This is a genomic window from Pseudomonas sp. HLS-6 TE3448, from assembly GCF_053629555.1.
Genome location: NZ_JBRJIO010000001.1, coordinates 1,384,045 through 1,406,977 on the forward strand (window position 1 = coordinate 1,384,045; position 22,933 = coordinate 1,406,977).

A 22,933-nucleotide genomic window follows, 5' to 3' on the forward strand; every position below is an offset into this window, starting at 1 on the left:
TCGGTCGGCTGAGCAGTACACAGGGTGCGATTTCCTGCGCGGTGGTGCAAGCCGTCCCTGAGCGGGCGGGTTATAGTTGTGAACGTTCTTTGGGGTCAGGAGTTCGTGTGCAAAGAATCAAGGGCTATCACGCCCATGTCTATTACGATGCCAGCACCATGGCGCAGGCCCGGGCGCTGTGCGAGGAAGCTTCGCAGCTGTTTCCGGTGACGATGGGGCGGATGCATCAGCAACCGGTGGGGCCGCACCCGGACTGGAGTTGCCAGTTGGCGTTTGGTCCGGAAGTGGTTGGCGTAGTGCTGCCTTGGCTAGCGTTGTACCGCAACGGGCTGGTGGTGTTCCTGCACCCGCTGACCGGTGACGAATTGGCCGATCATCGTGATCATGGCATCTGGATGGGGGCGGTGCGACCGCTCGACCTGTCGATCTTCAGCCAAGCCTAAGGTGTCGCAAGCAAGCCCCCACACAAGGTGCAGGAGCAGGCTTGCCTGCGATTGAGGCTTAGGCCTTGCGCGCCGCCCGCACACCTTCGGCCAGTGCCGAGCACAGCTCCAGCACATCGCCTACGGCTTGTTCAGCGCTGGTTGCGTGGGCAATCTTGTCTACCAGTGCCGAGCCTACCACTACGCCGTCTGCGAGACGGGCAATGGCCGCCGCCTGCTCGGGTGTACGGATACCGAAGCCAACACTGATTGGCAGGTCGGTATGCCGACGCAGGCGCTCGATGGCGCTGCTGACCTGATCAGTAGTGGCAGAGCCGGCACCGGTCACACCGGCAACCGAGACGTAGTAGACAAAGCCCGAGCTGCGCTCGAGCACGCGTGGCAAACGCGCATCGTCGGTGGTCGGGGTGGTCAGGCGAATGAAGTCGATCCCGGCGGTTTGGGCCGGGGTCGCCAGTTCGGCATCATGCTCTGGCGGCAGGTCAACGATGATCAGGCCATCGACGCCGGCTTCCTTGGCGTCTGCGACGAAGGCTTCGACACCAAAACGGTGGATCGGGTTGTAGTAGCCCATCAGGACGATGGGCGTGGTGCTGTCGTCGACACGGAACTCGCGCACCATCTGCAGGGTTTTCGCCAGGGTCTGACCGGCGTCCAGGGCACGCAGGGTGGCCAGTTGGATCGCCACACCATCGGCCATCGGATCGGTGAAGGGCATGCCCAGTTCGATCACGTCGGCGCCAGCGGCGGGCAGGCCCTTGAGGATCGCCAGCGAGGCATCGTAGCCCGGGTCGCCTGCGGTGACGAAGGTGACCAGTGCCGCACGGCCTTCGGCCTTGAGCGTGGCAAAACGTTGTTCAAGACGGCTCATGCCTGCTTCTCCTGCTGTGCGGTCGCGGCCATATGGCTCATTACGGTTTGCATGTCTTTGTCGCCGCGCCCGGACAGGCACACCACCATCAGGTGATCCTTGGGCAGGGTCGGTGCGCGCTTGATTGCTTCAGCCAGGGCGTGGGCGGTCTCCAGCGCCGGGATGATGCCTTCCAGGCGGCAGGTGGTGTGGAACGCCGCCAGGGCTTCGTCATCGGTGATGCTGACGTACTCGACACGCTTCACTTCGTGCAGGTAAGCGTGTTCCGGACCGATGCCCGGGTAGTCGAGGCCCGCAGAAATCGAGTGGGCGTCGGTGATCTGGCCGTCCGCGTCCTGCAGCAGGTAGGTACGGTTACCGTGCAATACGCCCGGTACACCACCGTTGAGGCTGGCCGCGTGTTTGTCGGTGTCGACGCCATGGCCACCGGCTTCGACGCCGATGATCTGTACGCTGGCGTCATCGAGGAAGTCGTGGAACAGGCCCATGGCGTTCGAGCCACCGCCAACACAGGCGATCAGGCTGTCTGGCAGGCGACCTTCCTTGGCGTTCATCTGTTCACGGGTTTCCTTGCCGATGATCGACTGGAAGTCACGGACCATGGCGGGATACGGGTGCGGACCTGCAACAGTACCAATCAGGTAGAAGGTTTCATCAACGTTGGTCACCCAGTCACGCAGGGCTTCGTTCATCGCGTCCTTGAGCGTACCGGTACCGGCGGTGACCGGGACGATTTCGGCGCCCAGCAGCTTCATGCGGAACACGTTGGCTTGCTGGCGTTCGATGTCGGTGGCGCCCATGTAGATCACGCAAGGCAGGCCAAAGCGTGCCGCTACGGTGGCGGTGGCCACGCCGTGCATGCCGGCGCCGGTTTCAGCGATCAGGCGCTTTTTGCCCATGCGCTTGGCCAGCAGTACCTGGCCGATGCAGTTGTTGATCTTGTGCGCGCCGGTGTGGTTGAGCTCTTCGCGCTTGAAGTAGATCTTCGCGCCGCCGCAGTGCTCGGTCAGGCGTTCTGCGAAGTACAGCGGGTTCGGGCGACCGATGTAATCGCGTTGGAAGTAGGCCAGTTCTTCGATGAACGCCGGGTCGGCCTTGGCAGCTTCATATTCTTTGGCCAGGTCAAGCACCAGTGGCATCAGGGTTTCAGCGACGTAACGGCCGCCGAAATCGCCAAACAGGCCGTTGGCATCAGGGCCGCTGCGGTAGTGGGTCTGGGTCATGAGTCGCTCCAAGGCGTTATCTAGACTGGGATTGGCTCTACTCTAACCACGACACACGCATCTGAAAACCGATAAGATCGCCATAACCTGTCAGGAAAACTCACAAATCAAATGGCCCACGACTTGCCTCCGTTGAACGCCTTGCGGGCGTTCGAAGCGACCGCCCGGCTGAACAGCGTCAGCCAGGCTGCCGAGCAGCTGCACGTTACCCATGGCGCGGTTAGCCGTCAGCTCAAGGTGTTGGAGGAGCACTTGGGGGTGAGCCTGTTCGTCAAGGATGGGCGTGGCATTAAACTCACAGATGCTGGGGTGCGGCTACGGGATGCCAGTAGCGATGCGTTCGAGCGCCTGCGTGTGGTGTGCGCCGAATTAAGCCGCGACAGTGCCGAGGCGCCCTTCGTTCTGGGCTGTTCGGGCAGCCTGTTGGCGCGTTGGTTCATACCGCGGTTGGGCCGCTTGAAGGCCGACCTGCCGGAATTGCGGCTGCACCTGTCTGCGGGCGAAGGTGACCTTGATCCGCGTCGCCCGGGCCTGGATGCCCTTCTGGTGTTCGCGGAACCGCCATGGCCAGCCGACATGCAGGTACATGTGTTGGCCGAGGAGCGTATCGGCCCGGTGCTTAGCCCGCATTGCAGCGGCTTTGCGCGTTTGCAGCAGGCGCCGGCCAGCGCCTTGTTGGGTGAAGCGTTGCTGCAAACCACCTCGCGCCCACAGGCGTGGCCCAGTTGGGCTCGGCAACAGGGGCTCGACCCGCAGGCGTTGAGGTATGGGCAGGACTTCGAGCACCTGTATTACTTGCTGGAGGCGGCTGTCGCGGGCCTTGGCGTTGCCATTGCGCCACAACCCCTGGTAGCCGATGACCTGCGTGCCGGGCGTCTGGCTGCGCCGTGGGGCTTTTGTCAGACCCAGGCCGCGTTGGTGCTATGGGTGCCACGCCGCGCCGCCGATGGGCGTGCCGAACAGCTTGCCGGTTGGCTGCGTGCTGAACTGGCACAGCAGGTCGTGTGATAGCCGGGCCTGTTCGGCAGGTAAATCCGTGTGGCGCTGCTAGGCTCTGGAGTCAGGCTCGTCAGGAGAAACGCCATGTCCGATCATCACACCTACAAGAAAATAGAGCTTGTCGGCTCATCCCCCAACAGCATCGAAGAGGCCATCAACAATGCGCTAGCCGAGGCTGGCAAGAGTATTCAGCACCTGGAGTGGTTCGAGGTGGTCGACACCCGTGGACATATCAAGGACAACAAGGCCGCGCACTTTCAGGTGACCCTCAAGGTGGGCTTTCGGATTGCCAACAGTTGATGCGTCCTGATGCCACAGTGCTGGCTTGAACGCGCAGCTTGGGGTACATAGGTAAAGATGCCGGGCAGCGTCCGGTACCCGTTTCTTTTTGATCTGAACAAGGAATGCGATCGATGAAGAAGGTGGTGATGGCTTTCGGTTTGATGATGCTCGCCGGAACGGCGTTGGCAGCCGGCAAACCGTGCGAAGCGTTGAAAAGCGAGATCGACGCGAAGCTCAAGGCGAAAGGTGTTTCCGGTTATTCGCTGGAGATCGTTGCCAAAGGCGCCGCTGCGGGTGGAAAAGTCGTAGGTACCTGCGAGGGCGGTACCAAGGAAATCGTCTACAAACGCGGTTAAGCCAGTAAGCGTCGGCTCCCGCGGTTTATACCTGCGCAGGAGCCGACGTTGCCACGCGAATGTCTGGATACCGTTATCGGTCGCCCAGCACCGTCTGCGCCAACAACTCGTAAGACCGTATCCGGTCAGCATGCTCATACAGGTCGCAGGTGAAGATCAGCTCATCGGCCTGGGTCTGCTCCAGCAATACCTCCAGTTTGGCGCGGATTTTCTCCGGCCCACCGACCATTGCCAGCCCAAGGAAACTGCCCACCGCTTCGCGCTCGTGAGGCAACCAGAGGCCGTCCATTGACGCTACCGGTGGGCGTTGCATCAGGCTTTGCCCACGCATCAACGCCAGGATGCGCTGGTACACCGAGGTGGCCAGGTAGTCGGCCTGCTCGTCGGTATCGGCGGCGACCAGCGGTACGCCGAGCATCACGTAAGGTTTGTCGAGCACCGCAGAGGGCTGGAAATGGTTGCGATACACGCGAATCGCCTCGTGCATGTAGCGGGGGGCGAAATGCGAGGCGAAGGCGTAGGGCAAGCCACGCTGACCGGCGAGCTGGGCGCTGAACAGGCTTGATCCGAGCAGCCAGATCGGCACCTCGGTGCCATAGCCAGGCACGGCGATCACTTTTTGATCAGCCGTACGTGGGCCCAGGTAGCGCACCAGTTCGGCGACATCCTCCGGGAAGTCGTCGGCACTGCCGGAGCGTTCACGGCGCAGGGCACGGGCGGTCAGTTGATCGGAGCCTGGCGCACGCCCCAGGCCCAGGTCGATACGGCCTGGATAGAGGCTGGCCAGGGTGCCGAACTGTTCGGCAATCACCAGTGGCGCGTGGTTTGGCAGCATGACGCCTCCGGCACCGACGCGGATCGTCGAGGTGCCTCCCGCCAGGTAACTGAGCAGTACCGCCGTGGCCGAACTGGCAATGCCGTCCATATTGTGGTGTTCGGCGACCCAAAAGCGGTTATAGCCGAATCTCTCGACGTTACGCGCAAGATCGAGGGAGTTTCTCAGGGCTTGTGCCGGGTCACCGTCCTGGCGTACTGGCACCAGGTCGAGTGTGGAAATCTTGATATCGGCAAGTCGCTTCATGGGCTGTTGGGGCTCCTGGGCAGTCGTTTGGCCGGCGTCGAGCGACGACCCTGCTGGCTCTGTATGGGCATATTCCAGAGATTCAATGCCCGCCTATGAAATCGAGCTGAACTTGCTTGCCGTATCGGCCTCTGAAAGCAGACAAGGCGCGAACCTTCGTGCCACCACCCAGGAGTAGTCCCATGATTCGTTTTGCATTTACCGTACTGGGCATGCTGATGGCATCGGCAGTACTGGCTGCGCCCAAGCCTTGTGAGGAACTCAAGGCCGAAATCGAGGCCAAGATCCAGGCGCGTGGCGTCACCTCCTATACCCTGGAAATCGTCCCCAATAACGAAGTCCACGACCAGAACATGGTGGTGGGTAGCTGCGATGGCGGAACCCGAAAGATCATTTACCAGAAGAATGATCGCTAGGTCTCAGGGGATGCAGTGCACGTCTCGCTCCTCCGCGAGTACCTTGCGGTCGGCGTCGTACAGCCACGCATTGGGGGTCATGCTCAGTGCGCGGGCTTCCAGGCGGTAACGTTGGCCTGCTTGAAAATTATCGTAGCGAACGGTGAGGTAGCAGGTTCTTTCGACCGGTTCGCTGGTGAAACCGCCGGCATAAACCTCGTAGTCGAAGCGCACGATCAACTCGTGGGGCCCTGGCGTTACCTGGAAGTAGCGACCATCGTTCAGGCGCGTGCCGTCCAGACGATCAGCCATGACCAGTCGGCCAGGGGTAATGGTGTAGAGGTCGACCCAGGCCTGCTTGGTATCGATGGGGGGCAAGGGATTGCTGCAGGCGGCCAAGGTACTGACGGTGAGCAACATCAGCGGCTGGCGCATGATGGTCTCCAATGGCAGGTTTCAAAGTTCAAGCATAGCGCCATTAGGCACTTCAGGTGCGCTGACAGCCTGCCGGTAGCCCCTTGCCAACCACCCGACGTTGCTCATCATAGAGTTTCACCCAGGGGTTCAAGCCGATACTCCCGGCCTTCAGCTGGTAGCGCTGACCGGCATTGAAGTCCTTGTATTTCACATTCAGCTGGCAATCGCGCCACAGCGGCTCGCTGACCGGGCCGATGTTACCGGGCGCGACCGGGAACTGATAACGCACCGTCAGCTCATGGCTGCCGGGGGAGACTTCAAAGTAGCGTTTGTCGGCCCAGCTACGCTCGTCCACTTCTACCGCATGCAGTGACTCGTCCGGATGGGGTGTCAGGTCGATCCAGGCCTGGTTGGGGTCGGGTGCGGGAAGGCCTGCGCAACCGGACAGAATCAGCAGGCTGCAGGCAACAAACATCGTACGCATGGCAAAACTCCGGGTTGGCAGGATAGTCTTGGGGCGACAAGGACTTGAGCGGGACGCCTGGCGTCATGATTCGACTGATTTTTTTGCTGCGCTCAGGTCTCCGGGTACTCGACCGCAGCAGCCGACTGTTGGTTCCCCTGTCAGCGCTTTTGCTGCTCAGCGGTTGTTCCAGCCTCGGCTACTACAGCCAGTTGGCCAGCGGCCAGTGGCACCTGCTGCAAGCCCGCGAGCCTGTGGCCGAGATCATCGCCGACCCCGCGCGCGATGCGACCTTGCGCAAGCATCTGGCGCAGGCAGAGCAGGCCCGGGCCTTCGCCAGTACGCAACTGAAGCTGCCGGACAACCGCAGTTATCGGGTGTACGCCGATATCGGTCGGCCGTTTGTGGTGTGGAACGTGTTCGCAACCCCCGAGTTTGACCTCGAACCCCTCACCCATTGTTTTCCTGTTGCCGGTTGTGTGGCCTATCGCGGCTACTACAGCCAGAGCGCGGCGCGCGGTGCAGCAGCACTGGCCCGGCAGCAAGGGCAGGATGTCTACATTGGCGGCGTACAAGCCTATTCGACACTGGGCTGGTTCGATGACCCTATCCTCAGTTCGATGATGGGTTGGGGGGATGAGCGTTTGGCCACGTTGATCTTTCATGAACTGGCCCACCAGCGGGTGTATGTGAAGGATGACACCGAGTTCAACGAATCCTTTGCCACCTTCGTCGAGCAGGAAGGCACGCGCCAATGGCGCAAGGCGCGCAACCTGCCACCGCTGCAGGACAGTGCCAGCCAACAGCGCGACCAGTTCACGGGCCTGGTGTTGGCCAGTCGTGAGCGTTTGAAGGCACTGTACGCCGCACCACTGGCAGTACCGGCCAAACGTGCGGCGAAAGCGGCCGAATTCGAGCGCTTGCGTCGGGAGTACCGGGCATTGCGCGATACTGCGTGGGGCGGTGTTGGCCGGTTTGATGCCTGGGTTGAATCACCGCTGAACAACGCCAAGCTGTTGCCCTTCGGCCTGTATGACCAGTGGGTGCCGGCGTTTGCCGCGTTGTTCAAGCAGGTGAATGGCGATTGGACGGCCTTTTACGCCGCTGCGGAGGCGTGGGGGCGGTTGCCGCCAGTGCAACGCAAGCAGGCGCTGGTGACTGCCCTGCACTGACGGACACGGCCTTGCCATCTGCGCGCGTTACAGAAAGGCTCGATGCAGTTCGCTCAGCGTGGCGAAGTGGTAGGCCGGTTGTTCGGCGTTGAGCTCCTCGAAGCTACCAAAGCCATACCCCACGGCTGCTGCGTCCAGGCCGTTGCGACGGGCGCCGATCAGGTCGTGTTTGCGGTCACCGATCATCAGGGTTTGCGCCGGCTCCAGTTGCTCTTGCTCAAGCAGGTGGGCGATCAGTTCGATCTTGTCGGTGCGGGTGCCGTCCAGTTCACTGCCGTAGATCACCTTGAAGTGGCGATCGAACTCGAAGTGCCTGGCGATTTCGCGGGCGTACACCCAAGGCTTTGAGGTCGCGATGTACAGCGTCCTGCCCTGTCCTTCCAGCGCCTGCAACAGTTCGCCCACACCCTCGAAGACGCGGTTCTCGTAAAGCCCGGTGACTTTGAAACGCTCGCGGTAGAAATTCACCGCATCCCAGGCGCGCGCTTCGTCAAAGTCATAGAACTGCATGAAGGCCTGCAGCAATGGCGGGCCGATGAAGTGCTCCAGGCGGCTCAAGTCTGGTTCGTCGATGCCCAGTTTGCTCAACGCATACTGGATCGAGCGGGTGATGCCTTCGCGCGGATCGGTCAGGGTGCCGTCCAGGTCGAAGAGAATGTTCTGATAGTGCATGGCAATCTCTGTTGGGCTGTGGATAACGTCATTCCGGGCGATCGTAGCCTTCAGCCAGGTGCTGGTCCTTGAGCTTGACGTAGTTGGCGGCGCTGTAAGGGAAGAAGGCGCGCTCCTTGTCGGTCAGCGGGCGTGCCTGCTTGACCGGGCTGCCAACATAGAGGAAGCCGCTTTCCAGGCGCTTGCCCGGGGGCACCAGGCTGCCTGCCCCGATGATCACCTCATCCTCGACCACCGCACCGTCCATGATCGTGCTGCCCATGCCCACCAGGATCCGGTTGCCAAGTGTGCAGCCGTGCAGCATGACCTTGTGGCCGATGGTCACGTCGTCGCCGATCAGCAGCGGGAAGCCGTCCGGGTTGAAGGGGCCTGCGTGGGTGATATGCAACACGCTGGCATCCTGCACGCTGGTGCGCGCACCGATGCGGATACGGTGCATGTCGCCACGAATCACGGTCAGTGGCCAGACAGAGCTGTCGTCGCCGATCTCGACATCACCCAGCACGACCGCCGAGCGGTCGACAAAGGCCCGTTCGCCCAGGCGTGGCGTGTGGTTCTGGAAACTGCGGATGGCCATGATCGTTTCCTTGTATGGCATGTATAACTTTGGATAGCTGCGGGGAGCGCTGATTGTAATTAAGATGGGCCTGTGTTTCTTCTGCCAAGGTGTTTAACCGTGAGTGCGAACAACCCGCTTCTGCAGTCCTACGACCTGCCGCCCTTCTCGGCGATCCGTGCCGAGCATGTGCTGCCGGCGATTGAACAGATCCTGGCCGACAACCGTAGTGCCATCGCCGCCATTCTGAAATCCCAGGGTGAGAACCCCACCTGGGAAGGCCTGGTCTTGGCCATGGATGAACTCAACGACCGTCTGGGCGCGGCCTGGAGCCCGGTCAGCCACCTCAATGCAGTGTGCAACAGTGCCGAACTGCGCGAGGCCTACGAGTCTTGCTTGCCCGCACTTAGCGCCTACGCCACCGAGCTTGGGCAGAACCGCGAGCTGTTCCAGGCTTATCAGGCCCTGGCCGCCAGCCCGGCGGCGGCACACTTCGATGTGGCGCAGAAAACCATCATCGAACACGCCCTGCGTGACTTCCGTCTGTCGGGTATCGACCTGCCTGCAGACAAGCAACAGCGTTATGCCGAGGTCCAGAGCAAGTTGTCGGAACTGGGCAGCCGGTTCTCCAACCAACTGTTGGACGCGACCCAGGCCTGGACCAAGCACGTTACTGACGAAGCGGCTCTGGCTGGCCTGACCGATTCGGCCAAGGCGCAAATGGCCGCAGCAGCCCAGGCCAAGGGCCTCGATGGTTGGCTGATCAGCCTGGAGTTCCCAAGCTATTACGCCGTGATGACCTACGCCCAGGATCGCGCCCTGCGTGAAGAAGTCTACGCCGCGTACTGCACCCGTGCGTCCGACCAGGGCCCCAATGCTGGCCAGTTCGACAATGGCCCGGTGATGAGCGAAATCCTCGACCTGCGTCAGGAGTTGGCCGGCCTGCTTGGTTTCGCCAACTTCGCCGAGTTGAGCCTGGCGACCAAGATGGCCGAGTCCAGCGATCAGGTGTTGAGTTTCCTGCGTGATCTGGCCAAACGCAGCAAGCCGTTCGCGGCTCAGGACCTGGCTCAACTCAAGGCCTACGCGGCCGAGCAAGGGTGTGCCGATCTGCAGAGCTGGGACAGCGGTTACTTTGGCGAGAAGCTGCGTGAGCAGCGCTACAGCGTTTCCCAGGAAACCCTGCGCGCCTACTTCCCGATCGATAAGGTGCTGACCGGCCTGTTCGCCATCGTTCAGCGTTTGTACGGCATCGAAATTACCGAACTCAAAGGTTTCGACAGCTGGCACCCGGACGTGCGTCTTTTCGAGATCAAGGAGCACGGCCAGCACGTCGGGCGCTTCTTCTTCGACCTGTATGCACGCGCCAACAAACGCGGCGGTGCCTGGATGGACGGCGCTCGCGACCGTCGGCGCACCGCAACGGGTGATCTGCAGAACCCTGTCGCCAACCTGGTGTGCAACTTCACCCCGGCAGCGCCCGGCAAGCCAGCGTTGCTGACCCACGATGAAGTTACCACGCTGTTCCACGAGTTTGGCCACGGCCTGCACCACCTGTTGACGCGCATCGAGCATGCAGGTGTTTCCGGTATCAATGGTGTGGCGTGGGATGCTGTCGAGTTGCCGAGCCAGTTCATGGAAAACTGGTGCTGGGATCCTGAAAGCCTGGCGCTGATTTCCGGGCATTACGAAACCGGCGAAGCACTGCCCAAGGACCTGCTGGAGAAAATGCTGGCGGCGAAGAACTTCCAGTCCGGTCTGATGATGCTGCGCCAACTGGAGTTCTCGCTGTTCGACTTTGAACTGCATGCTCACCATGGCGATGGTCGCAGCGTGATGGAGGTGCTTGAGAGCATCCGTGACGAAGTCTCGGTCATGCGTCCCCCTGCGTATAACCGCTTCCCCAACAGCTTTGCGCACATCTTTGCTGGCGGCTATGCCGCGGGTTACTACAGCTACAAGTGGGCCGAAGTGCTCTCGGCGGACGCGTTTTCGCGTTTTGAAGAGGAAGGTGTACTGAACGCTGAAACCGGACGTGCTTTCCGTGAGGCGGTGCTGGCGCGCGGTGGTTCGCAGGAGCCGATGCTGCTGTTCGTCGACTTCCGTGGCCGTGAGCCGTCAATCGATGCACTCTTGCGTCACAGTGGTCTGAGTGAGGATGTGGCGGCATGAGCGAAGCGCATGTGAATGTAACGAAACGACGCTTTATCGCCGGTGCTGTTTGCCCGGCATGCAGTGAGCCGGACAAGTTGATGATGTGGAGCGAAGACAGCGTCCCACACCGTGAGTGTGTAGCCTGCGGTTTCACCGATACCCTCAATGAACAGGGCTTGTCGGTACCGAAGGAGCTCGGCACGCGGGTCAATCATGTCGAGCTCAAGCCGGCCAGGCCTGCGGTGCAGACGGTTCAGTTCTTTCCGAACCCGAAGCTGAAGAAGCCAGCCGAGTAATCGGCTCGGCAGTGCCAGGCGCCAGACGGCTCTGGTAATTGGTTATCGCCCTCTATACTGTATATAAAAACAGTATAGAGGGCGTTTTTATGTCCACTCCACTCCCCGTGCGTGGCCGCGGTACTGCGAGCAATCCGCACAACCGCTTCGCGCCGAACCGCTCGGTGGTCGAGGATGACGGCTGGTATCAGGAAGTCCCGCTCACGCAGGGTACTGAAGTCCGCATCGAAACAGCCAAGACCATCATCACCCGCAACAGCTCGCCAGACCTGCCCTTCGACCGCTCTATCAACCCTTACCGGGGCTGTGAACATGGTTGCATCTACTGCTATGCAAGGCCCAGTCATGCATATTGGGACCTGTCGCCAGGGCTGGACTTCGAGACCAAGCTGATCGCCAAGACCAATGCGGCTGCTGTGCTGGAACAGCAACTCTCCAAGCCGGGTTACGTCTGTGCGCCGATCAACCTGGGTTCCAATACCGACCCCTATCAGCCGATCGAACGCGAGCAGAAGCTGACCCGTCGCCTGCTGGAGGTGCTGTTGCGCTACCGCCATCCGGTCACGATAGTGACCAAGGGTTCGCTGATCCTGCGTGACCTGGACCTGTTGGCCGAGCTGGCCCAGCAGCGATTGGTGAGGGTAATGATCAGCCTCACCACGCTCGACGATGAGCTCAAGCGTGTTCTGGAACCCCGGGCGGCGGCACCGAAGGCCCGCTTGCGGGCCATTCGGGTCATGCGCGAGGCAGGTGTTCCGGTGGGCGTGCTGTGCTCGCCAATGATTCCGATGATCAATGACAGTGAGCTTGAACGGCTGCTGGAAGCGGCCAAGGGTGCGGGGGCCTTGAGCGCTGCGTACATGCTGTTGCGCTTGCCTTTGGAGGTCGCGCCGCTGTTCGAGCAGTGGCTGCACGACCACTACCCGCAACGGGCTGCCCATGTGCTCAGCCTGATTCGTCAGAGTCGAGGCGGTGACTTGTACGACAGCCGATTTGGTGCGCGGATGCGTGGTGAGGGGGTGTTTGCCGAACTGTTGGCGCAACGCTTCAGCACGGCGATCCGTCGTCTGGGGCTGAACCGGCGCGAAGGGCCTGGGCTGGATTGCAGCGCGTTTTGCCCACCGGGGGGGCAATTGTCTTTGCTGTGAATGATGCTTGCGGTTGTGATGGGTGAGTCAGTGACGTCATCTAATCGTCACGCTTTGCCTGAATCAATATCCCGTTAATATGGCATTAACGTTCAAACCGTCACAGAGGATAAATCATGCAAGACAAGGAACCCTCTCCGTCCGGCCCGGTGGTTGATGCCAACGATGCCGACGCTGCACTCAAGCATATCGTCGACGGCTTTCTGCGTTTTCATCACGACGTCTTTCCGCAACAGGAAGAGCTGTTCAAGAAGCTCGCCACCGCGCAGAAACCACGAGCGATGTTCATCACCTGTGCAGACTCGCGGATTGTCCCTGAACTGATCACTCAGAGCTCGCCGGGCGACCTGTTCGTAACCCGTAATGTCGGTAACGTGGTGCCGCCCTACGGGCAAATGAACGGCGGTGTTTCCACCGCGATCGAATACGCTGTCATGGCGCTTGGTGTGCACCACATCATCGTCTGTGGCCACTCTGATTGTGGTGCGATGCGTGCGGTACTGAACCCGCAGAGCCTGGAGAAAATGCCGACCGTAAAGGCCTGGTTGCGCCATGCCGAGGTCGCCAGGACGGTTGTCGAGGACAACTGCCATTGCAGCACTGAGCATGAAAGCATGCAGGTGCTGACCAAGGAAAACGTGATTGCGCAATTGCAGCATTTGCGCACACATCCTTCGGTAGCCTCGCGCATGGCGGCCGGCCAGTTGTTCATCCATGGCTGGATTTACAACATCGAGACCAGCGAGATCAGTGCTTACGATGCCGAGCACGACGCGTTCCTGCCGTTGACCGTCGGGCAACCTATTCCCTGCGCGACGCCCAAGGGGCGTTTCTAGCTACGTGCGCCTGACCCTGCCGGCAAGTCCGGCAGCTCAGGCGTGTGTTCAGGCTGATTGGTCGAGGTCCAGGCCCACACCCAATTGGCGAGACAGGCACGGCCAGCGCTTCCAGGCGGCACCGGTATCCGGGCTGCTGAGTTTCTCTCGGTAGGCTTCCACCGACTCCAGGGCGAAGCTTTCCTCATTGAGCAGGTTATCCACAGAGTGGTGTACCACTTCGTCCAATTGGTTGGCGAAGCTTTCGCCGATCAGTTGGTGGGCGATCAGGTTGGCGACCGTGGTGTCCAGCGGAATCAGTGGCTGCTGGAAGTGCTTGATGTACACGTCGTTCACTTCCTCGACCAGGCGATGGGCCAGGTAGGCTTCATCGAGCAGGCTGTCGAGGCCGACATGGCCCTCCAGGATCGTTGGCGGCGTGACGAAATACGCCTCGGCAATCATCAACACCGGTTTGATCTGCGATTCGATGCCCGCTTCACGAGCAACGTCGTGGGCGGCTTCCAATACCTCTGGCACCTGATCGATGTAGGCGCTGACGAAACGTGTCAGTACGCCCTGAGCATCCTGTTCCGGCAGTTGGATCGCCGGGTGCAGGTGTGGCAGTTGCTGTGCGAGTTGCTGTTTCAGCTGGCCGGTTTCGGCTTCATGTTGATGGGCACGGGTGATCTGCTCGCGCAATGCGGCGATGTTCATGACAACTCCAGGGACAAAGGATTACAAACGGAAGACATAAGGTAGCTCGGTTCTGCGAGCGATTAAGACGCATTTTTCATAATCAGAGGACACTTATAGTCTGAGGTTATATTGACCTGCCAACACGCTGGTATTGGTCGTTGGTTGTGGACGACACGCCGATCATTTGCCCCTTGTGCTGAATTTTTCCTGTCGATTGCGCGGTCAGGGTCGCTGTCTATACTCCGGTTGAAAGTGATTGGCTGACGAGGCCCGACTGCATTGCAGCAGGGGCTCGGCCCCAAAGTGTGCAGTCTTGGCCGCCGTACCCTTAGCCGTAGGTCCATGCCTCCGGGATAACAAGAACGATAAGGGGAACCCGCAATGATGCGACATCCACATGTCTGGATGGGCCTCCTGTTGTGGTCGGTATTCGGTCAGGCACACGCCGCCTGGACTGTGAATATGGCGCCGGGTGCGACTGAGGTCAGCAACGCAGTCTTCGACCTGCACATGACCATCTTCTGGATCTGCGTGATCATCGGCCTGGTGGTCTTCGGCGCGATGTTCTGGTCGATGATCATCCACCGTCGTTCCACCGGGCAGGAGCCGGCTCATTTCCATGAGCACACCTGGGTGGAGATCCTCTGGACCGTAGTGCCCTTTCTGATTCTCGTGGCCATGGCCATTCCGGCCACGAAAACGCTGATCGATATCTACGATGCCAGTGAGTCAGACCTGGATGTTCAGGTCACCGGCTACCAGTGGAAATGGCATTACAAGTACCTGGGCCAGGATGTCGAGTTCTTCAGCAACCTGGCCACGCCCGCCGATCAAATCCATAACAAGTCACCCAAGGACGAGCACTACCTGCTCGAAGTGGATCAGCCGCTGGTGCTGCCGGTCGACGCCAAGGTGCGCTTTCTGGTGACCGCAGCCGATGTCATTCACTCCTGGTGGATGCCGGCCTTCGCCGTGAAGCGTGATGCGATTCCGGGCTTCGTCAACGAGGCCTGGACCCGGGTCAAGAAGCCCGGAATCTACCGGGGCCAATGCACGGAGCTGTGTGGCAAGGACCATGGCTTCATGCCGATCGTGGTCGAGGTCAAGTCCAAGCCCGACTTCGATGCCTGGCTGGCCGAACGCAAGGCTGAGAGCGCCAAGCTTAAGGAGCTGACCAGTAAGGAATGGACGCTGCAGGAACTGGTGGAGCGCGGCGACAAGGTTTACCACACCACCTGCGTGGCCTGTCACCAGGCCGAGGGGCAAGGCCTGCCGCCGATGTTCCCGGCGCTCAAGGGCTCGAAAATCGCCACCGGGCCTAAGGAAGGGCACTTGAATATCGTGTTCCACGGCAAGCCCGGCACGGCGATGGCTGCGTTCGGCAAGCAGCTGTCGGAAGTGGATATTGCTGCGGTGGTGACCTACGAGCGCAACGCCTGGGGCAACAACAAGGGCGACATGGTCACACCCAAGGATGTACTGGCGCTCAAGCAGGCAGAAAGCCAATGAACCGGCCCTTCGTCGGAACTCGCGTTGGCCGCGTGGCCAGCCACGTACAGCGGATTGCAGGAGACAGGACATGAGTGCAGTGATCGACGACCACGGTCATGCCGGCGCTGACCACGCCCACGGCCCGGCCAAGGGCCTGATGCGTTGGGTGCTGACCACCAACCATAAAGACATCGGCACGATGTACCTGTGGTTCAGCTTCTGCGCATTCCTGTTGGGCGGCTCGTTTGCCATGGTGATCCGCGCCGAACTGTTCCAGCCGGGTCTGCAGATCGTCCAGCCGGAGTTCTTCAACCAGATGACCACCATGCACGGCCTGGTGATGGTCTTCGGTGCCGTGATGCCGGCCTTCGTCGGGTTGGCCAACTGGATGATTCCGCTGATGATCGGTGCGCCGGACATGGCGCTGCCGCGGATGAACAACTTCAGCTTCTGGCTGTTGCCTGCGGCCTTCCTGCTGCTGGTCTCGACCCTGTTCATGCCGGGTGGCGGACCGAACTTCGGTTGGACCTTCTACGCGCCGCTGTCGACCACCTATGCGCCGGAGAGTGTGACCTTCTTCATCTTCGCCATCCACCTGATGGGTATCAGCTCGATCATGGGGGCGATCAACGTCATCGCGACCATCCTCAACTTGCGCGCACCCGGCATGACCCTGATGAAAATGCCGTTGTTCGTCTGGACCTGGCTGATTACCGCGTTCTTGCTGATCGCGGTGATGCCAGTGCTGGCCGGGGTGGTGACCATGATGCTGATGGACATCCATTTTGGCACCAGCTTCTTCAGCGCCGCTGGCGGTGGCGATCCGGTGCTGTTCCAGCACGTGTTCTGGTTCTTCGGCCATCCCGAGGTGTACATCATGATCCTGCCGGCTTTCGGCGCGGTCAGTTCGATCATTCCGGCGTTTTCGCGCAAGCCGCTGTTCGGGTACACCTCGATGGTCTACGCCACCGGTGCAATCGCCTTCCTGTCTTTCATTGTCTGGGCGCACCACATGTTCGTGGTCGGTATTCCGGTGGTCGGCGAGCTGTTCTTCATGTACGCCACCATGTTGATCGCAGTGCCTACCGGGGTGAAGGTGTTCAACTGGGTGAGCACCATGTGGCAGGGCTCGCTGACCTTCGAGACGCCCATGCTGTTTGCCGTGGCCTTCGTGATTCTGTTCACCATCGGTGGTTTCTCCGGGCTGATGCTGGCCATCGCCCCGGCGGACTTCCAATACCACGACACGTACTTTGTGGTCGCGCATTTCCACTACGTGCTGGTGCCGGGGGCGATCTTCGGGATCTTCGCCTCGGCCTACTACTGGCTGCCGAAGTGGACCGGGCACATGTATGACGAGACGCTGGGCAAGCTGCACTTCTGGCTGTCGTTCATTGGCATGAACATGGCCTTCTTCCCGATGCATTTTGTTGGCCTGGCGGGCATGCCCCGGCGGATTCCGGACTACAACCTGCAGTTCGCCGACTTCAACATGATCTCCTCGATTGGTGCGTTCACCTTCGGCGCCACGCAGCTCTTCTTCCTGTTCATCGTCATCAAGTGCATTCGGGGCGGCAAACCGGCCCCGGCCAAACCCTGGGACGGAGCGGACGGCCTGGAGTGGACGATCCCTTCGCCTGCGCCTTACCACACGTTCGTGACCCCGCCGGAGGTCAAATGAACAGCGCTTTGGGCGGTTCAGGGAGCGAGCCATGAGCGGGCAACTCGCCATGCGGACACTGATCGTCCGGCTGATGCTGCTGGCGGTGGTGATGTTCGTCTTTGGTTTTGCCCTGGTGCCGATCTACGACGTCATGTGCAAGGCCTTCGGCATCAACGGCAAGACCGGCGGGCAGTACGAGGGCAGCCAGGTCAGTGATCCGAGCCGTACGGTGAAGGTGCAGTTCATGTCGACCAATGCCAGCGACATGGTCTGGGACTTCTACTCCAAGGCCGATCAGCTGGATGTGCATCCTGGCGCGGTGAACCAGATGATTTTCGTGGCCCGCAACCCCAGCAACCGGCCGATGACGGCCCAGGCGATTCCGAGTATTTCGCCGGCCGAGGCGGCGGCGTATTTCCACAAGACCGAATGCTTTTGTTTCAGCCAGCAGGTGTTGCAACCGGGTGAGCGCATCGAAATGCCGGTGCGGTTCATTGTTGACCGTGACCTGCCCAAGGATGTGAAGCACCTGACACTGGCGTACACGCTGTTCGATATCACCGCTCGTCAGCCGCCGGTGGCTCAGGTGGCCGGCCAGGCTTACCAGGGCGCTCGATAAGGAGAACACCCCATGGCTTCACATCAGCACTACTACGTACCGGCGCAGAGCAAGTGGCCGATCATTGCCACGATCGGGATGTTGATCACTGTGTTCGGCCTGGGTACCTGGTTCAACGACATGAAGGCTGGTCGTCCCGATTCCCATGGGCCGCTGATCTTCTTCGTCGGGGCGCTGTTTCTGGCTTACATGTTGTTTGGCTGGTTCGGTTCGGTGGTCAGGGAAAGTCGAGCGGGGCTATACAGCCCACAACTGGATCGCTCATTCCGCTGGGGAATGTCCTGGTTCATCTTCTCTGAAGTGATGTTTTTCCTCGCCTTCTTCGGCGCATTGTTCTACGTGCGCACGCTGGCCGGGCCATGGTTGGGCGGTGATGGTGCCAAGGGCGTGACACACATGCTGTGGCCAAACTTCGAGTTTGCCTGGCCGCTGTTGCAGACCCCTGATCCGAAATTGTTTCCGCCGCCCAGGGAGGTCATCGACCCTTGGCATCTGCCGCTGATCAACACCATCTTGCTGGTCAGCTCGAGTGTCACTGTCACCATCGCTCACCACGCGTTGAGGAAGGACCATCGTGGACCGCTCAAACTGTGGCTTGGCCTGACCATCCTGTTGGGGATCTCTTTCCTGATACTGCAGGCCTACGAGTATCACGAGGCCTACACCGAGCTCGGTTTGACACTGGGGTCGGGGATCTACGGAGCAACCTTTTTCATGCTCACCGGTTTCCATGGTGCCCACGTGACACTGGGCACGGTGATCCTGCTGGTGATGTTCATCCGCATCCTGCGTGGGCACTTCAATGCCGACAAGCACTTCGGGTTCGAGGCCGCCAGCTGGTACTGGCACTTCGTCGATGTGGTCTGGGTGGGTCTGTTTATCTTCGTGTACGTGCTTTAGCCGGGCTTACCAAGGGGCGTGGGAAACCAGTTGGCCGCTGTAGAGGCCCCATGTGATGAGTAGCAGGGTGGCGGCGGCCAGGCTCACCCGAATGGTGAGTGCTTTGAGCAGGCGGGTCGAGTGTCCTTCGTCCTTGACCAGAAAGACCAGGCCGCTGAACAGGCTGGCGATGGTCGCCAGCAGCATCAGGACAATCGCGGCTTTTAGCATGGCGAAACTCCGGGGGGATGCGATGACTTTCAGTATAGCGACTGACCGTGGGGTGGCCGGGTGAAGCCGTTCCGGCCCGGTCTACTGCCGACCCTGGTAGTGCTTTTGCTACTGCCCGGTCTGGTGGCGCTTGGCTGTTGGCAATTGAGCCGTGCCGAGCAGAAGCGTCAGTTGCTGGCCACGTATGCCGAGCGCCGCAGCGCCGATCCGGTGGCCGCTGCGCAGTTGCCGCTGATTGAGGATGCAGCCTATCGGCGGGTCAGGCTCTATGGCCGTTTCGACGCGCAGTACAGCCTGTTGCTGGATAACCGGATGCGTGATGGCCGCCCGGGCGTCGAGGTGCTGCAACCGTTCCATGACCAGCCCAGTGGGCTGTGGCTGCTGGTCAACCGTGGCTGGTTGCCGTGGCCTGATCGACGTACGCCCGTGTCCTTCAGCACGCCGGATCAACCCTTGAGTCTGGAGGCTTGGGTCTATGTGTCGCCCGGTGCGGCATTTCAACTGCAGGTCGATCCACAGGGCGGTGCCTGGCCGCATTTGGTGACCGCCGTAGACGCCACGCAGTTCTGGTCACAACTGCAACGCGAAGGTTTTGCCCACGAATTGCGCCTTGAGCCTGGTCCGGCAGCCTTCAGGCTGGACTGGTCGGTGGTTGTCATGGGCCCGGAAAAACACCTGGGCTACGCCGTGCAGTGGTTTGCCCTGGCGCTGGCCTTGATCGCGCTCTACCTCTACTTCGGCTGGCATAACAACAAGGAGAAACGCCATGGGGACCGTCATGAATCCATCCAGCACCTCTGACCTCAAGGCTCCGCAAGGGCGTGGTCGTGGTCGGTTGCAACTGCTGTTGATCCTGTTGCTGACGATCGGGCCGATGATTCTCGCCACCGGCATGTACAAGTATCAGTTCTGGGTGCCCGACAGCCGTATCTACCACGGTGAGCTGATCGGCAATGGTCAGAGCCGCGCCGACCTTGGCGTGCAGGCTGACGAGCAACGCTGGCAGCTATTGGTCAGCGCGCCGAATGACTGCGCCATGGACTGCCAGCAACTGGTCTATCTGGCCCGGCAGATTCAAATTGGTCTGGGGCGCGATGCCAGCCGCGCAAGCCATGCCTTGGCCGTCGGACAAGCGTTGGCATCGGACTATCAGGCCACGCTTGCACGTGAATACCCGCAACTGCAGCGCTACCCACTGGACCTTGCCCAGTATGGCCGGATAAGCCAGGGCAAGCCGGACGCTCAACTGTGGATTATCGATCCTCACGGCAACCTGGTGCTGCGTTACGACGCCAGGGCCAACGGCAAGGATGTGCTCAACGACCTTCGCCAGTTGTTGAAGCTTTCTAACATTGGTTAGGAGATGGTCATGGCCAGACCCGGTTATCGCCTTGCAGTGTTTGCTACGTTGTTGGCACTGGTGGTCATCTTGCTTGGTGCCTATACCCGCCTGACCCATGCCGGGCTTGGCTGCCCTGACTGGCCGGGCTGTTACGGTTTCCTCAGCGTGCCGAAGACCGAAGCGCAGTTGGCGCATGCCGAGTTGCATTATCCCGATGTGCCGGTGGAGGCCCATAAGGGCTGGAACGAAATGATCCACCGCTATTTTGCCGGGACCCTGGCGCTGGTGATTTCGATGCTTGCTGTGCAGGCGATCCGTCGTCATGGGCGCGATGGCCAGCCTTTCAAACTGCCCTTGGTGCTGCTGGGGGTGGTGGTGGCTCAGGCGGCGTTTGGCATGTGGACCGTCACCCTCAAATTGTGGCCGCAGGTCGTGACGGCGCATCTGCTGGGCGGTTTCACCACCCTTGGCCTGTTGTTTCTGTTGAGCCTGCGCCTGTCTAACGCGTTTGCCCCACTACCGTTTTTGCCCGCGCGTTTACGCCGTCTTGCCGCCTTGTCGTTAGTGATGGTGATAGGCCAGATTGCCCTGGGTGGCTGGGTCAGTGCCAACTATGCGGCCATGGCCTGTATCGATGTGCCTACCTGTCATGGCCAGTGGTGGCCGACGGCCGACTTCGCCAATGGTTTCCACCTGACTCAGCACATCGGTCCGAATTACCTGGGTGGGCAGTTGGACAGCGATGCGCGTACGGCCATCCATATCACTCACCGCCTCGGCGCCTTGTTGGTGACCGGTACCCTGCTGGCACTGGCCTGGCAATTGCGCCGGTTTGGCCTCACGCGGTTGGCGGCTCTGGTGCTGGCGGTGCTGGCGGTACAGATCAGCCTGGGTATCAGCAACGTGCTGCTCCACCTGCCATTGGCCGTGGCCGTGGCCCATAACGCCGGGGGGGCCGCCCTGCTTCTGACCCTGGTTCTGGTCAACTACTGCACCCGCCGTGTGGCTCAACCGAAAGTGCGTCGTGTGGGGCGCGAATGGCGACTGCGGCCTCTCAGTGCCGGGGGCGTTGTGCACTATCTGGGGGATAATCCATGGCAACGCTTCTGACTGAGGGTCGTAGCCAGGCAGGTTGGCGTGACTACCTTGAGTTGACCAAACCCAAGGTTGTGCTGCTGATGCTGATCACCTCGCTGGTCGGCATGTTTCTGGCCACCCGGGCAGGCGTACCGTGGACGGTGCTGATCTTTGGCAATCTCGGAATTGCGTTTTGTGCGGGTGCAGCGGCAGCGGTCAATCATGTGCTGGACCGGCGCATTGATGCATTGATGGCCCGCACCCATAAACGTCCGCTGGTTGCGGGACGCGTGGCGCCTACCGCCGCACTGGCATTTGCCCTCTTGCTCGGCGTGCTGGGCATGGTCCTGCTGTTGACCTTTACCAATGCCCTCACTGCTTGGCTCACCCTGGCCTCATTGTTGGGGTATGCCGTGATCTATACCGGCTTTCTGAAGCGCGCAACACCGCAGAACATTGTTATCGGCGGCCTGGCCGGTGCGGCGCCACCGTTGCTGGGCTGGGTGGCCGTCAGTGGGCACCTCAGTGCTGAGCCCCTGCTGCTGGTACTGATCATCTTCGCCTGGACCCCGCCGCATTTCTGGGCCTTGGCCATTCACCGCAAGCACGAGTACGCCTTGGCAGATATTCCCATGCTGCCCGTGACCCATGGCGAGCACTACACCAAGGTTCACATCGTGCTCTACACCTTGATGCTACTGGCGGTCAGCCTGCTGCCCTATGCCATCCATATGAGTGGGCCGCTCTATCTCGGTTGTGCCCTGCTGTTGGGCGCGCGCTTCCTGCAGTGGGCGTGGGTGTTGTACCGTGGCAGTCGGCCGCACGCGGCGATCAAGACCTTCAAGTACTCTATCTACTACTTGTTCCTGTTGTTCATCGCGCTGCTTGTAGACCATTACCTACTGTTGAACCTATGACCCGAACCCAGAAAACAGTCTTTATCCTCGTTGCCCTGGTTGCCATCGTACTGGGGCTTACCATCAACAAAGTGATCACCACCAAAGGCCAGGCCAACCCCGCCGAGCTGATTGATGCCGGGATCATTCTGTTGCCGCAAAGTCGCAGTGTGCCTGCGCTGGAAATGACCGACCAGAATGGCCAGCCTGTGACGATGGACCAGTTGAAAGGCAAATGGTCATTGCTGTTCTTCGGCTACACCTTCTGCCCGGACGTTTGCCCGACCACCTTGGCGCAACTGCGTCAGGTAAAGAGCGAATTGCCAAAAGAAGCGGCCGAGCGCTTGCAGGTGGTTCTGGTCAGTGTTGATCCGAACCGCGACACGCCAACTCAGCTCAAGCAGTACCTGGGGTACTTCGATACGGAGTTTCGTGGCGTGACAGGCTCATTGGAGACGACCCAGAAGCTGGCCAATGCGCTGAGCATTCCGTTCATTCCGGCCGACACCAGCAAGCCGAACTACACGGTTGACCACAGCGGCAACCTGGCCCTGCTGGGGCCGGACGGGAAGCAACGTGGTTTCATTCGCGCGCCCTTCAACAACCAGAAACTGATTGTCCAGTTGCCGGGGTTGGTCAAGCGTGATTGAGGGGGGATGTGCTGGAGCCGGTCACACCGGCTCCAGCAGGTAG

28 protein-coding genes are annotated in these 22,933 nt (G+C 60.6%); 19 read left to right on the top strand and 9 right to left on the bottom strand.

All coding sequences use genetic code 11. The features are described from left to right. Positions 1–107 precede the first annotated feature (107 nt). Positions 108–443, top strand: coding sequence for a DOPA 4,5-dioxygenase family protein (locus AB7M23_RS06500; RefSeq protein WP_065759097.1), 336 nt, complete (start codon positions 108–110; stop codon positions 441–443). A gap of 58 nt (positions 444–501) precedes the next feature. Here AB7M23_RS06500 and trpA read toward each other — a convergent pair whose 3' ends face one another. Together trpA and trpB are read right to left on the bottom strand one after the other, a co-directional pair. Beyond that, positions 502–1,314: a tryptophan synthase subunit alpha gene (trpA, locus tag AB7M23_RS06505; protein WP_099773228.1), complete on the bottom strand. Its 813-nt coding sequence runs from the start codon at positions 1,312–1,314 to the stop codon at positions 502–504. Next, on the bottom strand, positions 1,311–2,537 hold the full coding sequence (trpB, locus tag AB7M23_RS06510) for a tryptophan synthase subunit beta (protein ID WP_065759095.1): 1,227 nt from the start codon (positions 2,535–2,537) through the stop codon (positions 1,311–1,313). Before trpB ends, trpA begins: the two co-directional genes overlap by 4 nt. A 111-nt stretch (positions 2,538–2,648) precedes the next feature. Here trpB and AB7M23_RS06515 point away from each other — a divergent pair, with 111 nt between their 5' ends. The 3 genes from AB7M23_RS06515 (at position 2,649) to AB7M23_RS06525 (ending at position 4,174) form a co-directional block, all read left to right on the top strand. Next, positions 2,649–3,545, top strand: coding sequence for a LysR family transcriptional regulator (locus AB7M23_RS06515; RefSeq protein ID WP_454240450.1), 897 nt, complete (start codon positions 2,649–2,651; stop codon positions 3,543–3,545). Positions 3,546–3,620: 75 nt separating this feature from the next. Beyond that, on the top strand, positions 3,621–3,836 hold the full coding sequence (locus AB7M23_RS06520) for a dodecin (RefSeq protein WP_065759093.1): 216 nt from the start codon (positions 3,621–3,623) through the stop codon (positions 3,834–3,836). 113 nt (positions 3,837–3,949) lie between these two features. Then, a complete protein-coding gene (locus tag AB7M23_RS06525) occupies positions 3,950–4,174 on the top strand; it encodes a DUF1161 domain-containing protein (protein WP_065759092.1) in 225 nt (74 codons plus the stop codon). A 73-nt stretch (positions 4,175–4,247) separates the two neighbouring features. Here the strand turns inward: AB7M23_RS06525 and AB7M23_RS06530 are convergent, their stop codons facing one another. After that, entirely contained in the window at positions 4,248–5,255 is a 1,008-nt protein-coding gene (locus AB7M23_RS06530; protein WP_454240451.1) for an LLM class flavin-dependent oxidoreductase, read from the bottom strand. A gap of 182 nt (positions 5,256–5,437) precedes the next feature. Between AB7M23_RS06530 and AB7M23_RS06535 the strand changes: the two genes are divergently transcribed. Beyond that, a complete protein-coding gene (locus AB7M23_RS06535; protein ID WP_065759090.1) occupies positions 5,438–5,671 on the top strand; it encodes a DUF1161 domain-containing protein in 234 nt (77 codons plus the stop codon). 3 nt (positions 5,672–5,674) lie between these two features. Here AB7M23_RS06535 and AB7M23_RS06540 read toward each other — a convergent pair whose 3' ends face one another. Both AB7M23_RS06540 and AB7M23_RS06545 read right to left on the bottom strand, forming a co-directional pair. Next, positions 5,675–6,085 carry a PA0061/PA0062 family lipoprotein gene (locus tag AB7M23_RS06540; RefSeq protein WP_454240452.1) on the bottom strand — a complete coding sequence of 137 codons (411 nt, stop codon included), beginning with the start codon at positions 6,083–6,085 and terminating at the stop codon, positions 5,675–5,677. Between the two features lie 52 nt (positions 6,086–6,137). Then, the gene (locus AB7M23_RS06545) at positions 6,138–6,551 is read right to left on the bottom strand and encodes a PA0061/PA0062 family lipoprotein (RefSeq protein WP_454240453.1); all 414 of its coding nucleotides are present in this window, start codon (positions 6,549–6,551) and stop codon (positions 6,138–6,140) included. A gap of 65 nt (positions 6,552–6,616) precedes the next feature. Between AB7M23_RS06545 and AB7M23_RS06550 the strand changes: the two genes are divergently transcribed. Beyond that, a complete protein-coding gene (locus AB7M23_RS06550; RefSeq protein WP_454240454.1) occupies positions 6,617–7,702 on the top strand; it encodes an aminopeptidase in 1,086 nt (361 codons plus the stop codon). 27 nt (positions 7,703–7,729) lie between these two features. Here AB7M23_RS06550 and AB7M23_RS06555 read toward each other — a convergent pair whose 3' ends face one another. Beyond that, the gene (locus AB7M23_RS06555; protein ID WP_065759087.1) at positions 7,730–8,374 is read right to left on the bottom strand and encodes an HAD family hydrolase; all 645 of its coding nucleotides are present in this window, start codon (positions 8,372–8,374) and stop codon (positions 7,730–7,732) included. A gap of 28 nt (positions 8,375–8,402) precedes the next feature. Continuing rightward, positions 8,403–8,951, bottom strand: coding sequence for a gamma carbonic anhydrase family protein (locus AB7M23_RS06560; protein ID WP_065759086.1), 549 nt, complete (start codon positions 8,949–8,951; stop codon positions 8,403–8,405). A gap of 99 nt (positions 8,952–9,050) precedes the next feature. On the opposite strand from AB7M23_RS06560, the gene prlC reads away from it, so the two are divergent. From prlC to AB7M23_RS06580, 4 genes are all read left to right on the top strand, one after another. Then, positions 9,051–11,102 (top strand): oligopeptidase A, encoded by a 2,052-nt coding sequence (gene prlC / locus AB7M23_RS06565; RefSeq protein ID WP_330522511.1) that lies wholly within the window; start codon positions 9,051–9,053, stop codon positions 11,100–11,102. Continuing rightward, positions 11,099–11,380 (top strand): YheV family putative zinc ribbon protein, encoded by a 282-nt coding sequence (locus AB7M23_RS06570; RefSeq protein ID WP_454240455.1) that lies wholly within the window; start codon positions 11,099–11,101, stop codon positions 11,378–11,380. The genes prlC and AB7M23_RS06570 overlap by 4 nt, the downstream gene beginning before the upstream one ends. 89 nt (positions 11,381–11,469) lie before the next feature. Next, positions 11,470–12,528, top strand: coding sequence for a PA0069 family radical SAM protein (locus tag AB7M23_RS06575; protein WP_102052995.1), 1,059 nt, complete (start codon positions 11,470–11,472; stop codon positions 12,526–12,528). Between the two features lie 116 nt (positions 12,529–12,644). Continuing rightward, a complete protein-coding gene (locus AB7M23_RS06580) occupies positions 12,645–13,364 on the top strand; it encodes a carbonic anhydrase (RefSeq protein ID WP_454240456.1) in 720 nt (239 codons plus the stop codon). 48 nt (positions 13,365–13,412) lie between these two features. On the opposite strand, the gene AB7M23_RS06585 is transcribed toward AB7M23_RS06580, so the two are convergent. Beyond that, positions 13,413–14,060 carry a hypothetical protein gene (locus AB7M23_RS06585; protein ID WP_065759081.1) on the bottom strand — a complete coding sequence of 216 codons (648 nt, stop codon included), beginning with the start codon at positions 14,058–14,060 and terminating at the stop codon, positions 13,413–13,415. A gap of 363 nt (positions 14,061–14,423) precedes the next feature. On the opposite strand from AB7M23_RS06585, the gene coxB reads away from it, so the two are divergent. The 4 genes from coxB (at position 14,424) to AB7M23_RS06605 (ending at position 18,715) form a co-directional block, all read left to right on the top strand. Beyond that, a complete protein-coding gene (gene coxB / locus AB7M23_RS06590) occupies positions 14,424–15,551 on the top strand; it encodes a cytochrome c oxidase subunit II (protein WP_065759080.1) in 1,128 nt (375 codons plus the stop codon). A gap of 70 nt (positions 15,552–15,621) precedes the next feature. Then, positions 15,622–17,214: a cytochrome c oxidase subunit I gene (gene ctaD, locus AB7M23_RS06595; protein WP_065759079.1), complete on the top strand. Its 1,593-nt coding sequence runs from the start codon at positions 15,622–15,624 to the stop codon at positions 17,212–17,214. Positions 17,215–17,245: 31 nt separating this feature from the next. Beyond that, on the top strand, positions 17,246–17,815 hold the full coding sequence (locus AB7M23_RS06600; protein ID WP_065759078.1) for a cytochrome c oxidase assembly protein: 570 nt from the start codon (positions 17,246–17,248) through the stop codon (positions 17,813–17,815). 12 nt (positions 17,816–17,827) lie between these two features. Further along, positions 17,828–18,715 (top strand): cytochrome c oxidase subunit 3, encoded by an 888-nt coding sequence (locus AB7M23_RS06605; protein ID WP_065759077.1) that lies wholly within the window; start codon positions 17,828–17,830, stop codon positions 18,713–18,715. Between the two features lie 6 nt (positions 18,716–18,721). Here AB7M23_RS06605 and AB7M23_RS06610 read toward each other — a convergent pair whose 3' ends face one another. Beyond that, entirely contained in the window at positions 18,722–18,925 is a 204-nt protein-coding gene (locus AB7M23_RS06610; RefSeq protein WP_065759076.1) for a twin transmembrane helix small protein, read from the bottom strand. Positions 18,926–18,985: 60 nt separating this feature from the next. Here AB7M23_RS06610 and AB7M23_RS06615 point away from each other — a divergent pair, with 60 nt between their 5' ends. Genes AB7M23_RS06615 through AB7M23_RS06635 form a run of 5 tightly spaced genes read left to right on the top strand, consistent with a single transcriptional unit; the run spans position 18,986 to position 22,890 of the window. After that, positions 18,986–19,726, top strand: coding sequence for an SURF1 family protein (locus tag AB7M23_RS06615; RefSeq protein WP_454240457.1), 741 nt, complete (start codon positions 18,986–18,988; stop codon positions 19,724–19,726). Beyond that, positions 19,692–20,285, top strand: a complete 594-nt coding sequence (locus tag AB7M23_RS06620; RefSeq protein WP_454240458.1) for a hypothetical protein — start codon at positions 19,692–19,694, stop codon at positions 20,283–20,285. Before AB7M23_RS06615 ends, AB7M23_RS06620 begins: the two co-directional genes overlap by 35 nt. 9 nt (positions 20,286–20,294) lie before the next feature. Then, positions 20,295–21,377 (top strand): COX15/CtaA family protein, encoded by a 1,083-nt coding sequence (locus AB7M23_RS06625; protein WP_454240459.1) that lies wholly within the window; start codon positions 20,295–20,297, stop codon positions 21,375–21,377. Continuing rightward, entirely contained in the window at positions 21,362–22,261 is a 900-nt protein-coding gene (gene cyoE, locus AB7M23_RS06630; protein WP_065759072.1) for a heme o synthase, read from the top strand. Before AB7M23_RS06625 ends, cyoE begins: the two co-directional genes overlap by 16 nt. After that, complete coding sequence (locus AB7M23_RS06635) at positions 22,258–22,890, top strand: SCO family protein (RefSeq protein WP_102052991.1); 633 nt, start codon at positions 22,258–22,260, stop codon at positions 22,888–22,890. Before cyoE ends, AB7M23_RS06635 begins: the two co-directional genes overlap by 4 nt. Positions 22,891–22,933 lie beyond the last annotated feature (43 nt).

Excerpts from the sequence above, each read along its gene's own strand:
- AB7M23_RS06560 (WP_065759086.1), bottom strand. The coding sequence starts at position 8,951 with ATGGCCATCCGCAGTTTCCAGAACCACACGCCACGCCTGGGCGAACGG.
- AB7M23_RS06570 (WP_454240455.1), top strand. The coding sequence starts at position 11,099 with ATGAGCGAAGCGCATGTGAATGTAACGAAACGACGCTTTATCGCCGGT.
- coxB (WP_065759080.1), top strand. The coding sequence starts at position 14,424 with ATGATGCGACATCCACATGTCTGGATGGGCCTCCTGTTGTGGTCGGTA.
- AB7M23_RS06540 (WP_454240452.1), bottom strand. The coding sequence starts at position 6,085 with ATGCGCCAGCCGCTGATGTTGCTCACCGTCAGTACCTTGGCCGCCTGC.
- AB7M23_RS06605 (WP_065759077.1), top strand. The coding sequence starts at position 17,828 with ATGGCTTCACATCAGCACTACTACGTACCGGCGCAGAGCAAGTGGCCG.
- AB7M23_RS06580 (WP_454240456.1), top strand. The coding sequence starts at position 12,645 with ATGCAAGACAAGGAACCCTCTCCGTCCGGCCCGGTGGTTGATGCCAAC.
- AB7M23_RS06625 (WP_454240459.1), top strand. The coding sequence starts at position 20,295 with ATGGCCAGACCCGGTTATCGCCTTGCAGTGTTTGCTACGTTGTTGGCA.
- AB7M23_RS06545 (WP_454240453.1), bottom strand. The coding sequence starts at position 6,551 with ATGCGTACGATGTTTGTTGCCTGCAGCCTGCTGATTCTGTCCGGTTGC.
- trpA (WP_099773228.1), bottom strand. The coding sequence starts at position 1,314 with ATGAGCCGTCTTGAACAACGTTTTGCCACGCTCAAGGCCGAAGGCCGT.
- AB7M23_RS06575 (WP_102052995.1), top strand. The coding sequence starts at position 11,470 with ATGTCCACTCCACTCCCCGTGCGTGGCCGCGGTACTGCGAGCAATCCG.
- cyoE (WP_065759072.1), top strand. The coding sequence starts at position 21,362 with ATGGCAACGCTTCTGACTGAGGGTCGTAGCCAGGCAGGTTGGCGTGAC.
- AB7M23_RS06620 (WP_454240458.1), top strand. The coding sequence starts at position 19,692 with ATGGGGACCGTCATGAATCCATCCAGCACCTCTGACCTCAAGGCTCCG.
- ctaD (WP_065759079.1), top strand. The coding sequence starts at position 15,622 with ATGAGTGCAGTGATCGACGACCACGGTCATGCCGGCGCTGACCACGCC.
- AB7M23_RS06585 (WP_065759081.1), bottom strand. The coding sequence starts at position 14,060 with ATGAACATCGCCGCATTGCGCGAGCAGATCACCCGTGCCCATCAACAT.
- AB7M23_RS06610 (WP_065759076.1), bottom strand. The coding sequence starts at position 18,925 with ATGCTAAAAGCCGCGATTGTCCTGATGCTGCTGGCGACCATCGCCAGC.
- AB7M23_RS06635 (WP_102052991.1), top strand. The coding sequence starts at position 22,258 with ATGACCCGAACCCAGAAAACAGTCTTTATCCTCGTTGCCCTGGTTGCC.
- AB7M23_RS06515 (WP_454240450.1), top strand. The coding sequence starts at position 2,649 with ATGGCCCACGACTTGCCTCCGTTGAACGCCTTGCGGGCGTTCGAAGCG.
- AB7M23_RS06555 (WP_065759087.1), bottom strand. The coding sequence starts at position 8,374 with ATGCACTATCAGAACATTCTCTTCGACCTGGACGGCACCCTGACCGAT.
- AB7M23_RS06600 (WP_065759078.1), top strand. The coding sequence starts at position 17,246 with ATGAGCGGGCAACTCGCCATGCGGACACTGATCGTCCGGCTGATGCTG.
- AB7M23_RS06535 (WP_065759090.1), top strand. The coding sequence starts at position 5,438 with ATGATTCGTTTTGCATTTACCGTACTGGGCATGCTGATGGCATCGGCA.
- AB7M23_RS06525 (WP_065759092.1), top strand. The coding sequence starts at position 3,950 with ATGAAGAAGGTGGTGATGGCTTTCGGTTTGATGATGCTCGCCGGAACG.
- AB7M23_RS06520 (WP_065759093.1), top strand. The coding sequence starts at position 3,621 with ATGTCCGATCATCACACCTACAAGAAAATAGAGCTTGTCGGCTCATCC.
- trpB (WP_065759095.1), bottom strand. The coding sequence starts at position 2,537 with ATGACCCAGACCCACTACCGCAGCGGCCCTGATGCCAACGGCCTGTTT.
- AB7M23_RS06530 (WP_454240451.1), bottom strand. The coding sequence starts at position 5,255 with ATGAAGCGACTTGCCGATATCAAGATTTCCACACTCGACCTGGTGCCA.
- AB7M23_RS06550 (WP_454240454.1), top strand. The coding sequence starts at position 6,617 with ATGATTCGACTGATTTTTTTGCTGCGCTCAGGTCTCCGGGTACTCGAC.